This is a genomic window from Paraburkholderia sp. GAS42 (genome assembly GCF_050436565.1).
GTDB lineage: Bacteria > Pseudomonadota > Gammaproteobacteria > Burkholderiales > Burkholderiaceae > Paraburkholderia.
The window spans coordinates 166,498-180,374 of the sequence record NZ_JBNDML010000003.1 but is presented as its reverse complement, the minus strand read 5'-3'; the positions used below and the strand labels follow the sequence as shown (position 1 = coordinate 180,374).

At 61.2% G+C, this 13,877-nt stretch carries 13 protein-coding genes and 1 tRNA gene; 5 read left to right on the top strand and 9 right to left on the bottom strand.

What is annotated here, in order from left to right; all coding sequences use genetic code 11:
- Positions 1-8 precede the first annotated feature (8 nt).
- From dhaL to P3T16_RS05780, 6 genes are read right to left on the bottom strand one after another with little or no spacing between them, the layout of a single operon-like run.
- Positions 9-680, bottom strand: a complete 672-nt coding sequence (gene dhaL, locus P3T16_RS05805; protein ID WP_429341533.1) for a dihydroxyacetone kinase subunit DhaL — start codon at positions 678-680, stop codon at positions 9-11.
- Positions 677-1,684: a dihydroxyacetone kinase subunit DhaK gene (locus P3T16_RS05800; protein ID WP_429341532.1), complete on the bottom strand. Its 1,008-nt coding sequence runs from the start codon at positions 1,682-1,684 to the stop codon at positions 677-679. The genes dhaL and P3T16_RS05800 overlap by 4 nt, the downstream gene beginning before the upstream one ends.
- Positions 1,685-1,710: 26 nt before the next feature.
- A complete protein-coding gene (locus P3T16_RS05795) occupies positions 1,711-2,481 on the bottom strand; it encodes a GolD/DthD family dehydrogenase (protein ID WP_429341531.1) in 771 nt (256 codons plus the stop codon).
- A 15-nt stretch (positions 2,482-2,496) separates the two neighbouring features.
- Entirely contained in the window at positions 2,497-3,498 is a 1,002-nt protein-coding gene (locus tag P3T16_RS05790; RefSeq protein WP_429341530.1) for a substrate-binding domain-containing protein, read from the bottom strand.
- 45 nt (positions 3,499-3,543) lie between these two features.
- Complete coding sequence (locus P3T16_RS05785; RefSeq protein WP_429341529.1) at positions 3,544-4,530, bottom strand: ABC transporter permease; 987 nt, start codon at positions 4,528-4,530, stop codon at positions 3,544-3,546.
- On the bottom strand, positions 4,527-6,005 hold the full coding sequence (locus P3T16_RS05780; protein ID WP_429341528.1) for a sugar ABC transporter ATP-binding protein: 1,479 nt from the start codon (positions 6,003-6,005) through the stop codon (positions 4,527-4,529). The genes P3T16_RS05785 and P3T16_RS05780 overlap by 4 nt, the downstream gene beginning before the upstream one ends.
- Before the next feature lie 287 nt (positions 6,006-6,292).
- Between P3T16_RS05780 and rpiB the strand changes: the two genes are divergently transcribed.
- A complete protein-coding gene (gene rpiB, locus P3T16_RS05775) occupies positions 6,293-6,763 on the top strand; it encodes a ribose 5-phosphate isomerase B (protein ID WP_429257766.1) in 471 nt (156 codons plus the stop codon).
- Positions 6,764-6,850: 87 nt separating this feature from the next.
- Complete coding sequence (locus P3T16_RS05770) at positions 6,851-7,837, top strand: sugar-binding transcriptional regulator (protein ID WP_429341527.1); 987 nt, start codon at positions 6,851-6,853, stop codon at positions 7,835-7,837.
- A 69-nt stretch (positions 7,838-7,906) separates the two neighbouring features.
- On the opposite strand, the gene P3T16_RS05765 is transcribed toward P3T16_RS05770, so the two are convergent.
- Together P3T16_RS05765 and P3T16_RS05760 are read right to left on the bottom strand one after the other, a co-directional pair.
- Complete coding sequence (locus P3T16_RS05765; RefSeq protein WP_429341526.1) at positions 7,907-9,046, bottom strand: ABC transporter substrate-binding protein; 1,140 nt, start codon at positions 9,044-9,046, stop codon at positions 7,907-7,909.
- Positions 9,047-9,136: 90 nt separating this feature from the next.
- Positions 9,137-10,156: a zinc-dependent alcohol dehydrogenase family protein gene (locus P3T16_RS05760; RefSeq protein WP_429341722.1), complete on the bottom strand. Its 1,020-nt coding sequence runs from the start codon at positions 10,154-10,156 to the stop codon at positions 9,137-9,139.
- A 191-nt stretch (positions 10,157-10,347) separates the two neighbouring features.
- On the opposite strand from P3T16_RS05760, the gene P3T16_RS05755 reads away from it, so the two are divergent.
- Positions 10,348-11,289, top strand: coding sequence for a LysR family transcriptional regulator (locus P3T16_RS05755; RefSeq protein ID WP_429341525.1), 942 nt, complete (start codon positions 10,348-10,350; stop codon positions 11,287-11,289).
- Between the two features lie 123 nt (positions 11,290-11,412).
- Here P3T16_RS05755 and P3T16_RS05750 read toward each other — a convergent pair.
- A tRNA-Leu gene (locus tag P3T16_RS05750) sits at positions 11,413-11,497 on the bottom strand.
- Positions 11,498-11,649: 152 nt separating this feature from the next.
- Between P3T16_RS05750 and P3T16_RS05745 the strand changes: the two genes are divergently transcribed.
- Both P3T16_RS05745 and P3T16_RS05740 read left to right on the top strand, forming a co-directional pair.
- A complete protein-coding gene (locus tag P3T16_RS05745; protein ID WP_429341524.1) occupies positions 11,650-12,705 on the top strand; it encodes a LacI family DNA-binding transcriptional regulator in 1,056 nt (351 codons plus the stop codon).
- 28 nt (positions 12,706-12,733) lie between these two features.
- Positions 12,734-13,819, top strand: a complete 1,086-nt coding sequence (locus P3T16_RS05740; protein ID WP_429341523.1) for an ABC transporter substrate-binding protein — start codon at positions 12,734-12,736, stop codon at positions 13,817-13,819.
- The last annotated feature ends 58 nt before the right edge of the window (positions 13,820-13,877 follow it).

The window sequence follows — 13,877 nt, the reverse complement described above, 5'->3', positions numbered from 1 at the left end:
TTACGACGTCAGGCAGCGGGCACTGCCGTGCTGTCCAGCAGATGCGTGATCGATTCGCCCATGCTGCGCAGGATCAGGAAGCAGGAACACGCACCGGCGTCCAGCACACCAATCGAACGGTCGCCCAGCCGGGCTGCCCGTCCGATACGGGCGCGCAGGTCGCGGGTCGAATTCATCCCGGCTTCAGCGGCAATCACCATCGCACCGATACATTCCCGGAAGCTCTTACCCTCTTCCAGCGCCGCCTCATACGCCGTACGCGCAGGAACCAGCGTGTCGATCAGTGTCTTGTCGCCGACCTTCGCATCGCCGATCTCCTCTACGGAGGCGATACCGGCAACGAGCGCCCGATAGAAAAGGGACTTGTCGAGCTCGGCGTGGTCCGCAAGCGTGTCACTCATGCCGAGAAAGAAAGTCCCGTAGAGCGGCCCCATCGAACCACCAATCCCTTCCATGAGCGCCGAAGACAGATCACCCAGGGCCACCGGGAGCGACGGTACCGCTCCGCGTGCGGCAAGATGTTCACCACACTGGGTGAAGCCCTTGCTCATGTTGATGCCATGATCGCCATCGCCGATGGCGCCGTCGACTTCGCTCAGATACTGGCGATTCGCATTGATGATGCGAACGAGATCGACGACGACTCCGCCAGCGTCGGCCAATTTAACGGTTTCAGTCATCGTGCGTCTCCCACATTGAGTCCGATGCTTTGACATGGATGCGCGAGGCAGGCGCTCAGTTCATCGTCGAGCTTCGTCAAGGTCAGCGTTACTCCCATCATCTCCAGGGAGGTGAACAGATTGCCGACGAACGAGAACTGGATGTCGATTCCCACTTCGCGCAGATAGTCGGCGACCTCGCCATACAGAATGTATTGCTCCATCACCGGCGTCGCGCCAAGACCGGACAACAGGACCGATACCTTGTCGCCTGTGGCGAACGGCAGATCCGGCAGCAGCCTGTCGAGCATCAGTCTCGCCATGTCTCGCGCGGGAACAGTAGGCTGGACCAGGATACCAGGCTCTCCATGATGACCGATGCCGACTTCCATTTCGCCATCCTTGATGACGAAGTTGGCCTTGCCGACCGCCGGGATCGTACAGGCGGACAGGCCGATACCGATCGAGCGGGTCGAGTCCACGGCCTTGCGGGCCGCGGCGATCACTTCATCGAGCGTGCCACCCTGGGCCGCCCGCGCGCCGCCAACCTTCCACATCACGATTTCACCGGCAACGCCGCGCCGCTTTTCGATCTCGTCTTTCGGCGCCGATGCGGCATCGTCGTTTGCGACAACGGTGCGCACGCGAATGCCTTCGCGCTCGGCCAGCTTCATCGCCATCTTCACATTCATATTGTCGCCGGCGTAATTGCCGTAAAGACACGCTACGCCTGCGCCACTATCGGCCGCCTTGAAAGCGTCAAAGAATGATTTCGCAGTCGGCGACGAGAAGATTTCGCCGACGGCCACGGCGTCCACCAGGTTGCGCCCGACATAGCCGATGAAAGCCGGTTCGTGTCCTGATCCCCCTCCGGTCACAATACCCACGCGGTTCTTCTGGCGAGCGTGCGCATGCGATACAACGCGAGGATTCTCCGGTGCGGCGCGCAGCTCCGGGTGTGCCGCGAGGATGCCGCGGAGCATGTCCTCGACAACGAGATCAGGGTTGTTAATGACGCGATTCATACCGTTCCTTTACATCTTGAGTAGTGTTACTGGGCGGTGTAGCCGCCATCAATCACGATGTTCTCGCCGTTGACCATGGCCGCCGCGTCGCTGACCAGATACAGGATCAACGCGGCGATTTCGTCGGGGCGTGCGAATCGCCCTGCAGGAATTTTGGCCTTCATCGCTTCGCCCACCGCACCCGCCCAGGCCTTCCTGCCCAGTTCGGTGTCGACGACCGTGGGCGAAACGGCGTTGACCGTAATGCCGTGCTTCGCCCATTCGAGCGCGAGCACCTTTGTCATACCGACGATTGCCGCCTTACTCGCGCAGTACGCCACATGACGCTCCAGTGCGACAACACTCGCCTGGGAAGCCAGATTCACGATCCGGCCAGCAGCGCCACGGCCCAGCATCTGCTTGCCGACGGCCTGCGCAAGGAGGAACGGCGCTTTGAGGTTGATCGTCATCGTGCGGTCCCAGGCTTCTTCGGACAGTGTTTCCGCGTTCTCAAGCAGAGCGACGCCGGCATTGTTGACCAGGATGTCGACAGGGCCTAACGCTTCGGTCACGCGCCGCACCAGGTTGTCCGATGCCCCAGCGGCGGTGATATCCGCTGCGATACCCACGTGCCGGTCGGGGCCACCGGGCAGCGTCCGGGCGACGGCCTCGACGGCCGGGTTGATATCGAGCAGTGCGACGCGCGCACCCGCGGCGGCAAGGCACCCGGCAACGGCAAGCCCGATACCGCTTGCCGCACCGGTCACGACCGCGATGCGGTCCGTGATATCGAAAGGGGTCGTTGAATTAACCGACATCGCTCCACTCCTTGATTAATTACTCTTGGGAATCTTGTTGAGAATCTCCTGGGCATTTGCCGGCGTGACCTGCGTCCAGGGCACCGCGTAGGACTTCGCAGTACCGTCGTCCCAGGGCATCTTCGCGCCGTATCCCGCCCAGACGTCCGAGCGCGGCTTGTAAGACGAACCGACGACTGTACGCAGCGCGACGTCCAGTGCGCCTTGCGCCTGCGCCTGCGAGTCCTGGAAGAAGGTTGTCATTTCGCCGCGCTTGACTGCCGCGATACCGTCGACAATTCCGTCAATACCGGCGACCGGGACCTTCTTCGGATCGAGGCCCTTCGATTTCAGGGCCTGGATAGCGCCGAGCGCCATGTCATCGTTCTCCGCAATGATGCCGGTGATCTGCCCCGGATGCGCGGTCAGCCAGTTCTCGACCAGCGCCAGCGACTCGGCACGCGACCAGTTCGCCGTCTTATGCTCGAGCACCTTGACGGTCGGCGTCTTCGACAGCACGTCCTGGATGCCCTTCGAACGATCGATCTGCGCGGACTGACCGATCGGACCCTCGAGGATCACCACATTTCCCTTGCCGCCGATTGCCTTGACGATCGCCTCCGCTTCCATCTGTCCCGCGATCACGTCGTTGCTACCAACATAGGACGTGAGCTTGTCGCCGGACACCAGGGTATTCGATCCGATAACCGGAATGTGTGCCGCGGCGGCTTTCGCCACGGCGGCGGCGCCCGCCGCCTTGTCGATCGGCACGAAAATGATCGCGTCGTATTTCTGCGTGATCATCGTGTCGAACTGGTTGCTCTGGGTGAGCGCGTCGTAGTTGCCGTCGAATACCGTGAGCTGCACCGTGCCGTCCTTGACCGCGGGCTGTGCCTTAAGCGCGTTGGTCCACATCTGCATGAACTCGCCCTTGAGGCCATACACCGCCGCGCCAATACGGATGGGCTTGGCCTGCGCCACGGTACAGGTGAGGCCCAACACTGCGCAGGCCAGCACGGTTTTTTTCCACGAAATCATCGAAGTCTCCTGAATATTTGCAGATTGTTTCTTTTGGGGTTGAGGTTATTGCTTCTTGCGCGAAGCATCGAGCAGGACGGCACCGACGATGATGACGCCCTTCACAACTTGCTGGTAATACGACGACACGCCCAGCAGATTCAGTCCGTTATTGATGACACCGATCAGCAGCGCGCCAACAACGGTTCCGCCGAGCGACCCCGTGCCGCCCGAAAGGCTCGTTCCACCAATCACGACGGCCGCAATCGCATCGAGTTCATATGACATGCCGGCCTGCGGCAAAGCCGATGTCGTGCGCGCGGCGAGGATAATTCCGGCGAGACCGGCCAGCAGCCCGCCGATCACGTAGACGGAAAAGAGGATCTTTCCGGTCGAGATACCGCTCGTTTTGGCGCTCCTTGCGTTGCCGCCCACTGCATAAACGTAGCGGCCGTAAGTCGTATAGCGCAGGACAAACCAGAACAGCACGACGACGAGTGCGAAAACGATGATCGGCACCGGTATCCCGGCAATCGCACCCGTGCCGATGGTCAGGTATGCGTCCGGCAGGTCGGTCACCGGCATGCCATCGTTATAGATATAGGTCAGTCCCCGCGCCGCGCTCAGCATGCCGAGCGTTGCAACAAACGGAGGAATCGAGAGACGGGCAACGAGCAAGCCGTTGATTGCGCCAACCGCAGCGCCTGTGGCAAGCCCTGCCATCAGTCCGAATGCCGCGCCGTGCGGATGCGGACCTGTCACGAGACTGGCGCTGATGATGCCGGCGAGAGCGAGCGTGGACCCGACCGACAGGTCAATGCCCGCCGTGAGAACGACATAAGTCATCCCCACGGCCAGGATGCCGTTGATCGAGGTCTGCCGCAGGATGTCCGCGATGTTGCCAAGCGTCAGAAAGTACTGGTTCGCAAAAGACAGCACGATGCACAGGACGATGAGCACTGCGACGATGCCGTAGCGCCGGTAGATATCGCGCATATGGGTGGAACGGCTTTGGCTCGCCGGGGCTTTCAGGGAAGTGGTATGAGTATTCATGATGCGAGGTGCAGAAGATCTTCCTGAGTGGTGGTATGGCCGTCGATCACGGTGACCAACTGCCCCGACTTGAAAATGGCGATGCGGTCGCTGACATCCAGAATTTCCTGTGCCTCGGAAGACACCACCATGGCGGCGCCCCCTTTCGATACGAAGTCGTCGAGCAGCTTGTAGACCTCGCGCTTGGCACCTTCATCAATGCCCCGGGTCGGTTCGTCGCACAGCAGGCACGTGGGCTCGGTGGAAAGACAACGCGCGAGTACAACCTTCTGCTGGTTTCCCCCGCTCATCGACGAGACCGGAAGCGACACTGAGCTCGTCTTGATCCGCATGCGATCGACCATCGTATCGACGAGGGTCTTCACCTTTCGACGGTTGATCAGAGACAGGCGCGACAGGCGTTTGTACGCGGAGAACGAGATGTTGTCCCGCACGGACGCGGACAGCACGAGGCCCGTCTCCTTGCGGTCCTCCGTTACGAGCGACAGCCCTGCCTGGATGGCCTTGCGGGGATGTCCAGCCGGCAATGCGCGGCCCTTGAGCCTGACTTCACCGCTATCGGGACGGGTCAGCCCATACATGCAGTTGAGGTATTCACTGCGGCCCGCGCCCATCAGTCCGTATATGCCAAGAATTTCTCCCTGGTGAACGGTGAGCGAGATATTGCGGAATTCCGACGCCCGCGAAAGGCCTGTCGACTCCAGTACGGGCTCACCGACAGGCCTGCGAACCTTCCCGGCCGATTGAAGCTTGCGGCCAACGATCGTGCTCACCAGGCAGGCGCGGTCGATGTCGGCGATACGCCCGCTGTCGACGTACCGTCCGTCGCGAAAGACCGTGTAGTCGTCGGCAATCTGGAATATTTCCGAGAGCCGGTGGCTCACGTAGATGATTCCGGTCCCCTGCGCCGTCAGGTTGCGGATCGCGTTGAACAGCACCTCGGTCTCGCGCTCGCCGATCGCTGAAGTCGGCTCGTCCATGATCATCACGTCGCAGTCGCGACTGAATGCCTTCGCGATCTCGACCAGCTGGATCTGCGCGAGGCTCAGCGATGACATTCGTGCCCGCGCGTCGACCGGAAAAGCAAGCCGGTCCAGCAGTTCCTGCGCCTGCCTCGCAAGCGCCGCAAATCTGACCAGCACACCCGCCCTGCGGGGCTCGCGACCGAGATACAGGTTCTCGGCGACGGTCATGCCGGGAATCGGCGAAAGCTCCTGGGTAATGATCGCGATGCGATTGTCGAGCGCTTCGGCCGGCGTCTGGAAATTGACGCTTCGCCCCTTGAAGAGGATTTCTCCAGCATCGCGCTGGGTAATGCCCATGACGATGCCGAGGAAGGTCGATTTGCCGGCGCCATTTCCGCCGCACAGCGCGTGAACACTCCCGCGCCGCAGGCTCAGACGGCCATCCTCGAGCGCCCGCACGCCATTGAATGCCTTCTGTACACCACTGGCTTCCACAAGAAGGTCGTCCACTTTGTCTCCTAACATTTGCTCGTTGTTGAACATTTGAGCAGTTGGATCACATCGTAGATTCGCGTTCCACACCTGTCAATTGCTGCGAACACGTGGTTTACCCCTAATAAAGCTCCATTACCAGATCTGCTGCAGCGCGGCGATGACAGCCGTTCGCGTCCGGATCGGCCGTAGAAAAAACGCATACCTGCGGCCTTGACATTCACACGCGCACGAATGAGAATTTGATCAACGATGGACATTTGTTCAATCGTGCATTGAGCAATCCCGGATAACTGGAGTTAAATATGAAGCTGGCAATCGGATGCGATGAAGCCGCATTTGACCTGAAGGAACTGATCAAGCAACATTTGACCGGCAAGGGACTGGACGTCACCGATTTCGGAACACACGGGGCGGAACCGGTTCAATACCCGAACATTGCGTTCGCAGTGGCCGAAAAGGTTGCGCAAGGGGAGTTTGATCGTGCTGTTCTGATGTGCGGCACAGGGATTGGCATGGCAATCGCCGCTAACAAGGTGCACGGCATTCGCGCTGCGCAATGCCACGACACTTACTCTGCAGAGCGCGCGAGCAGGAGCAATGACGCGCAAATCATTACAATTGGCGCTCGCGTTGTCGGCCCTGAACTCGCGAAGGCAATTGTCGACACATGGCTTGGTGCGAGCTTCGATGGCGGTCGCTCCGTCCCGAAGGTGAACCGCATCAAGGAATATGAGGATGGCCACCTGTTACCCCGCAACAACAAGACTGCATGAACTGGCTGACCAGGTCATCAGTCCATAGCCCACCGGCTCAGCGGCAGGCCACGTTATATCCAGCCGAATGGGAATGAGACAAATCATATGACCACCGACGAACTGACTCGTCTGGCGACGCTTTACTATGTCGACGGACTGACGCAGGAAGATCTGTCGAAGCAGTTCTCGCTTTCTCGAGCCAAGATAGGCCGTCTTCTGAAGCGTGCGCAGGAAGAAGGCATCGTTGAAATTCGCGTAAGGCACCATCCACGTGACACGCGGGACCTCGAACGCGAGTTGATCGACCGGTTCGGGATCGAAAAGGCGATCGTGTCCATCAATCACAAGGACCAGGACAAGCAGCGCGAACTGCTTGCCGGCCTGGTCGCCAGTCATCTGGATCGCATTCTCACGAATGACATGATCGTTGCCGTGGGTATCGGTCGCAACATCAACGCGATCTCGGAGCATGCGATCTCGTCGACGCAGCGCTCTCCGACCTTCGTCTGCGCCATCGGCGGGTTCTACCGGGGCGGCGAGGTCATGAATGCCGACCACATCAGCCGCCGGCTTGCTGCCCGCTTTGGCGGTGGCAGCGAGACGCTTTACGCGCCGGCGCTGGTGGGCGACCCCAACGTCCGTGAGGGTCTGCTTCACAACGACGCGGTCAAACCCACGCTTGACAAGGCACGTAGAGCACACATCGCGCTCGTTGGGGTCGGCGACATCAATGAAGATAGCAACATGGTCCGCACCGGCTGGTTTTCGCCGGACGAGATCGCAGAGCTCCGCAAGTGCGGAGCAGTCGGAGACCTGATGGGCTACCACTTCATCGACATTGCGGGCCGTCCAGTTGTCACGCCCGTTCGCGACAGGGTCATTGGTCTTAGCCTGGAAGACCTGAAGCGCATTCCGAACGTGATTGCGGTAGCCAGCGAAAATACGAAGACAACCGCCGTCCTGGGCGCTTTGCGCACAGGCGCGATCAACACGCTCGCAACGACGGAAGCCATCGCTCAATCGATTGTCAGCCTGGAAGACGCGACACGCAATCAGCCTTCGCCGCAGCATCCGGAACTGGCTACCCGGTAAAAAACCGTCTGCATAGCCCGTGTATGTGACACGCAAACCGGTGCAGCACACGCACACGGTCCAGGCAGACTACTTCCCGACCCGCTCGAGAACTGCGAGCTTGCCGCCCCGCATACCGACGATCTGCATCATGACGTGGGAATGATTGTGATCATCCATCGCAAAGGTCCCGCCTAGCATCGATGGCATCTGTGTCGATCGCAGTGCCTGCTGCACCGCGACGGGATCATCCGACTTCGCGCGGCGGATCGCGTCGATCACAAGCTCCGTCGCCTCAAACGCGAAGATCGATCGCTGGGTGGGAGCGAGCCCGTATTTCTCTCGATAAGAAGCCGTGAACGCCTGCACGCCGGACTCGGGCGCCGAGGGTGTAAATACTGAAATCCCTGCGGCCCGATCGAGCTCGCCAGCCGCCACAAACTGGGGCGACAAATTCGCCATCGCCGCCGTGAAATCAACGCGGCCAGCTATAGGCGTCTCTCCGCCGGTTTGCTCATAAGCACGGAAAAACGCCCCGCTGGACACGCCAAGAAGTGTAACGATGCGATCTGGCTGCAGCGCCTTCAATCGCTCCAGGGAAGGAGCAAGGTCCGTGGTTCCCTTCGCAACGGTCTCGCTGGCCAACGTCTGGATACGCGCGGCCGTCGCAGCCTTTTCCATAGCCACTGCGTTGGCGCGGTTGAAGTCATTGTCATCCGCCAGGATGACAATTCGCTTGACGTCCCGGGCCTTCAGCCACTGCATCATCGCAGTCGCAACATCGCCATCGGATGGGCTGGTTTTGAAAACGTAATCGTAACCACCGGACCCGGCAGCGTCGACGAATTCCTGGCCGGCCGAGATATCGATCACAAACGGCACCTTCGCCGCATTCGCTACCGGCATCACGGCACGCGTGACAGGTGTCGCCAGCGCGCCCAGCAGCACAGAAACATGCTGCTGCTCAATGAGTCGCTTCGCCACCGCAGCACCTGTTGCCGGATCGGCAGCGTTATCAGCGTAGAACGCTTCAACAGGCCTGCCGAGCACGCCGCCGGACTCGTTGATGCGCTCTAATGCCAGTTCGACACCGTACTGCTCGCTCTGTCCGCGATCGGCATTCGGGCCGCTCAAGATGGTTGTGACACCGATCCGAATGGGCTCCACCGCAAGTGCCGGGCTAACAGCAATCGCAAATCCCATCGCTAGCAACGCTGACACCAATCTCATACACGACTCCTTTGCTGACCGCTTCACTAGCGATCGCAGCCAAACTACGCGTGAAAAACCCCTGTTACCGGAACGAAGACGAACGTCCTGCTATGCGCGCATGTCTATCACCACCTTGCCGAAATGCCGCCCGCCCGCGAGATACTCATAGGCGGACGGAGCCTCACCGAACGGGAAGACTTTGTCGACAGCAGGATGGATTTTGTTGACGTCGACGAAACGGACGAGCTGTTCGAGCATCGCGCGGCTACCGGCCGTAATGCCGACCAGGCGCTTTGCCCCGCCGATGAGCGCGCCGGGCTCGATCGAGACGCCACCCCCGCCGCTGACCCGGCCGATCACGACGATAGTCCCACTGGGCCCCGCCGCCTTCAGGGAGCGCGCCAACGTGCCCTCGCCACCGACCTCGACCACGACGTCGACCCCGGCACCCTCCGTGAGCCGCAAGACTTCGTTCTCCCATTCGGGCGTAGTCCGGTAGTTGATGGTCGCACTCGCGCCCAGCAAGTGTGCACGCTCAAGTTTTTCGTCTTGAGATGAGGTCACGATCGTGAAGACGCCCGCGGCCCTGGCAAGCTGTAGCGCCCAAAGCGAGACACCGCCTGTTCCCAGCAGAAGCACGCTGCCGCCAGGTTTGACTGCGCCGGCGACGAACAACGCATTCCATGCCGTCACGCCTGCGCAAGGCAACGTTGCCGCTGTAATGGCGTCGAGACTGCGTGGCGCCAGCACGAACGCCTCCTCACTGGCCACGATCTCTTCGGCGAGCGTGCCGTCGAACTGGGCGCCGAAGGACACGGCTGTCTTGCTGGGGGAGAGCGCACCGTCGATCCATCGAGGGTAGTAGCTTGTGATGACGCGATCGCCTGCCTTGAAACGAGTGACCGCTTCCCCGACGGCGATGACTTCGCCGTATCCGTCGACGAGCGGGATGATCGGATAGCCGGGCCGGCTATAGAACTGGCCCCGCGCGAAACTGAGATCACGGTGGTTCAGTGCGGCAGCGTCAACGCGCACCCTGATTTCGCTGGCACCGGGGTCCTCGCTCTGGCGTTCGACACGTTCAAGTCCGGCAATGCCAGCACCGGCCTGGATTTGATAAGCCTTCACCACACCGCCTCGCAGACTGCGCGGCGAAGTGCGATTGGAAAATCCCCGCTCACCATATGTCGAAGTTTTCATTGCCCATTCTTGCCGCATATGCGGCCAATCAACTGAATGAGGCTAATGTACGGTTCCATCTCTGAACTGATAATCTGTCGACCAGGCGATTCAGTTTTTAACCAGAGCAGGAAATCGCAATGCTCGATCGTATTACGGGAATGCAGGTGTTCTCCCGTGCCGCCACAGCGGGAAGCCTGTCTGCCGCCGCCAGGCAGCTCGGCCTGTCTCCGGCGATGGCGACAAAGCACCTGGATGCAATGGAGCAGCGCCTGGGCGTGCGCCTGTTTCATCGCAGCACCCGCAAGCTCACGCTCACCGAAGCGGGCCAGCAATATCTGGAAACGTGCAACCGGCTCCTCCCTGATCTGGAGGAAGCGGAGGCCCTGATCGCGTCACAGCGGATCGATGCGAGTGGGCTGCTCCGGCTGAATTCCCCCCTTTCGTTCGGTGTTCGCTACGTGGCACCACTCATCCCGGCCTTCAGCAAGCAACACCCTGGGGTCACCGTTGATCTCGGATTGAACGATCGCGTCGTCGATCTCATGGAGGAAGGCTGGGATCTGACGATCCGGGTGGGGCGCCTGAAGGACAACCGTCTCGTCTCCCGCAGGCTGGCCGAAAGCGCCATGATCGTCTGTGCTGCTCCCGGCTACTGGGCGCAGCACGGACGTCCAGCGCTCTGGCCCGATCTGTCCGCTCACAATTGCCTGAGCGTCTCTTTCTCCAGCATCTCGCGGCCCGACGAATGGCGGTTCGGCAAGGACGGCGACAGGCGCGTCGCCGTAAAGGGAACCTTGCGGACCAACAACGGCGATGCCCTCGTCGCGGCTGCCATCGCCGGCCTCGGGGTTCTCTACGAGCCCGAATTCATCGTTGCCGACGCCATCCGGAGAGGTGAACTGGAGCAGGTCACGCTCGACGTCCGCACTGCGGACCTCGGAGGCATACACCTGGTTCGCTCGCCGGATCGGGCACCACCGGCAAAGGTGCGGGTCATGACCGATTTTCTCATCGCCGCGTTCAATCCACGTCCGCCATGGACCATTCAACGAGACATCTGCGCAGACCTCGTCGAATGAACCGGTGAGCGCATCGATCTGGAGGATCTGTGCGCCGGCCTTCAGCTCTGGAAATAAAAAACCCGCGAAGCCTCGTGCTGTCGCGGGTTTTTAGACGCCGTCGGAATCTGTCGGAAGAATGCCTGGTGCCGGGGACCGGACTTGAACCGGCAAGCTGTTAAGCGGCGGATTTTAAGTCCGCTATGTTTACCAATTTCATCACCCCGGCAACGCGGACGCGATTCTACCATTACCGGTCACCGCCCCGGCCAGACTGCAAGCTCCCCAAACGCCGCCCCAGCGTACCCATAGCGTCATCGCAAGGTCACAAAGCTTCCAGATAATCCGCTCGACGAAAACGTTTACAACACGGGGCGGAAAATGATTCCTACGATCAAGGATGTCGCGGCGCACGCGGGCTTCTCGATTGCAACGGTCTCGCGCGCGATCAATGCGCCGCACACCGTCAATCCCGTCACGCTCGACAAGGTGCGTCAATCCATCGACGCCCTCCACTTCCGTCCAAGCCCGCTCGGCCGCCAGCTGCGCGGCGAGCGATCACGCCTCATCGGCGTCGTCCTGCCGACGCTCGCGAATCCGGTCTTCGCCGAATGCCTGCAGGGCATCGACGAACTCGCGTCGGCGCAAGGCTACCGCCTGATGCTGATGACGACGCAATACGACGCCGACCGCGAACGCCACGCGATCGAAACGTTGCGCACGCAACGTGTCGAAGGCCTGATCCTGACCGTCGCCGACGCCGATACGCACCCCGCCCTCGACGAACTCGACCGCGACGGTTCGCTCTACGTGCTGATGCACAACGATACGGTGCGCCGTCCGTCAGTATCGGTCGACAACCGGCTCGCCGCGCTCGACGGCGTGCGCATGCTGATCGCCCACGGACACCGCCGCATCCTGATGCTTGCCGGCACGCTCGCGGCGTCGGACCGTGCGCGGCTGCGCCATGTCGGCTACACGCAGGCGATGCAGCAGGCCGGCCTTCAGCCGGCTCCCGCGCTCGAAATCGATTTCAACGCCGACGAACTGGCGCCTTCGGTGCTCGCGCATCTGACGAATGGTCCGACGCGCCCCACTGCCCTCTTCTGCAGTAACGACCTGCTCGCGATGGTCGTGATGCGCGGCCTGCGCCGCGCGCAGGTCGACATGCCGCGCGATATGTCGATTCTCGGTTTCGACGGGCTCGCGGTCGGCGAACTGCTATCGCCGCCGCTGGCAAGCATCTGCGCGCCGAATCGCGAGATCGGCTGCGCGGCGTGGCGAAGACTCACGGGCCGCATCGAAGGCACGTACGAAAGCGATGCGTCGCTGTCGTTGACCCTGCCGCACACCTTGCGCGAAGGCGCGACCATCGCCGCCATCGCAAACGCAAGCGACGTCACCCCCGCACGTGCGCTGCCGCAGGCCGGCCGATGAAATCCAGCACACAACCCACGCTTCATCCATGCGCCTTTACTTTTCCCCTGAAAGGAGACCTGTTGTGATCCGTCGTCCCTTCCTCATCGATTCACTGCTGCGCCGGCTGACCAGCGTGGCGGGCGTAACGCTGGTCGCATCGGCCGCCCTGTTCGCCGCGCCCATTGCTCACGCCGAAGAAACCGCGATCTGCTACAACTGCCCGCCCGAATGGGCCGACTGGGCGAGCCAGATCGCAGCGATCCAGCAAAAGACCGGCATTCGCGTACCGTACGACAACAAGAACTCGGGCCAGTCGATTGCGCAATTGATGGCCGAACAGAAAAGCCCGGTCGCCGATGTCGTGTATCTGGGCGTCTCGTCGGCCTTCCAGGCGAAGGACAAGGGCGTGATCCAGCCGTACAAACCGGCGCACTGGGACGACATCCCCGCGAACCTGAAGGATCCGCAGGGCTACTGGTTCACGATCCATTCGGGCACACTCGGCTTCTTCGTCAACAAGGACGCGCTCGAAGGCAAACCGGTGCCGCGTTCGTGGGCCGATCTGCTGAAGCCTGAGTACAAGGGCATGATCGGCTACCTGGATCCGTCGAGCGCCTTCGTCGGCTATGCCGGCGCGGTCGCGGTCAATCAGGCGCTCGGCGGCACGCTCGATAACTTCGAGCCGGGCCTCGACTGGTTTCGCAAGCTGAAGGCGAACGCGCCGATCGTGCCGAAGCAGACAGCCTATGCGCGCGTACTGTCCGGCGAGATTCCAATCCTGCTGGACTATGACTTCGACGCGTATCGCGCGAAGTACAAGGATCACGCGAACGTCGAATTCGTGATCCCGAAGGAAGGCACGATCTCGGTACCGTATGTGATGAGCCTCGTAAAGGGCGCGCCGCACGACGCGAACGGCAAGAAGGTACTTGATTTCGTGCTGTCCGACGAAGGCCAGAAGCTGTGGGCGAATGCGTATCTGCGTCCGGTGCGTGCAGGCGCGATGAGCGCCGAGGCGGCTTCGAAATTCCTGCCGGCAAGCGACTACGCTCGCGCGCAGCCGGTCGACTTCGCGAAGATGGCCGAAAAGCAGCCCAGCTTTGGCGAACGCTATCTGCAGATCATGCATTAAGTGAAGGTGCGACCCGCGCGGCACGCCCGGGTCGCATTGCACCCTGTTCACGCGCTTC

Excerpts from the sequence above, each read along its gene's own strand:
- dhaL (WP_429341533.1), bottom strand. The coding sequence starts at position 680 with ATGACTGAAACCGTTAAATTGGCCGACGCTGGCGGAGTCGTCGTCGAT.
- P3T16_RS05800 (WP_429341532.1), bottom strand. The coding sequence starts at position 1,684 with ATGAATCGCGTCATTAACAACCCTGATCTCGTTGTCGAGGACATGCTC.
- P3T16_RS05795 (WP_429341531.1), bottom strand. The coding sequence starts at position 2,481 with ATGTCGGTTAATTCAACGACCCCTTTCGATATCACGGACCGCATCGCG.
- P3T16_RS05790 (WP_429341530.1), bottom strand. The coding sequence starts at position 3,498 with ATGATTTCGTGGAAAAAAACCGTGCTGGCCTGCGCAGTGTTGGGCCTC.
- P3T16_RS05785 (WP_429341529.1), bottom strand. The coding sequence starts at position 4,530 with ATGAATACTCATACCACTTCCCTGAAAGCCCCGGCGAGCCAAAGCCGT.
- rpiB (WP_429257766.1), top strand. The coding sequence starts at position 6,293 with ATGAAGCTGGCAATCGGATGCGATGAAGCCGCATTTGACCTGAAGGAA.
- P3T16_RS05770 (WP_429341527.1), top strand. The coding sequence starts at position 6,851 with ATGACCACCGACGAACTGACTCGTCTGGCGACGCTTTACTATGTCGAC.
- P3T16_RS05765 (WP_429341526.1), bottom strand. The coding sequence starts at position 9,046 with ATGAGATTGGTGTCAGCGTTGCTAGCGATGGGATTTGCGATTGCTGTT.
- P3T16_RS05755 (WP_429341525.1), top strand. The coding sequence starts at position 10,348 with ATGCTCGATCGTATTACGGGAATGCAGGTGTTCTCCCGTGCCGCCACA.
- P3T16_RS05745 (WP_429341524.1), top strand. The coding sequence starts at position 11,650 with ATGATTCCTACGATCAAGGATGTCGCGGCGCACGCGGGCTTCTCGATT.
- P3T16_RS05740 (WP_429341523.1), top strand. The coding sequence starts at position 12,734 with ATGCGCCTTTACTTTTCCCCTGAAAGGAGACCTGTTGTGATCCGTCGT.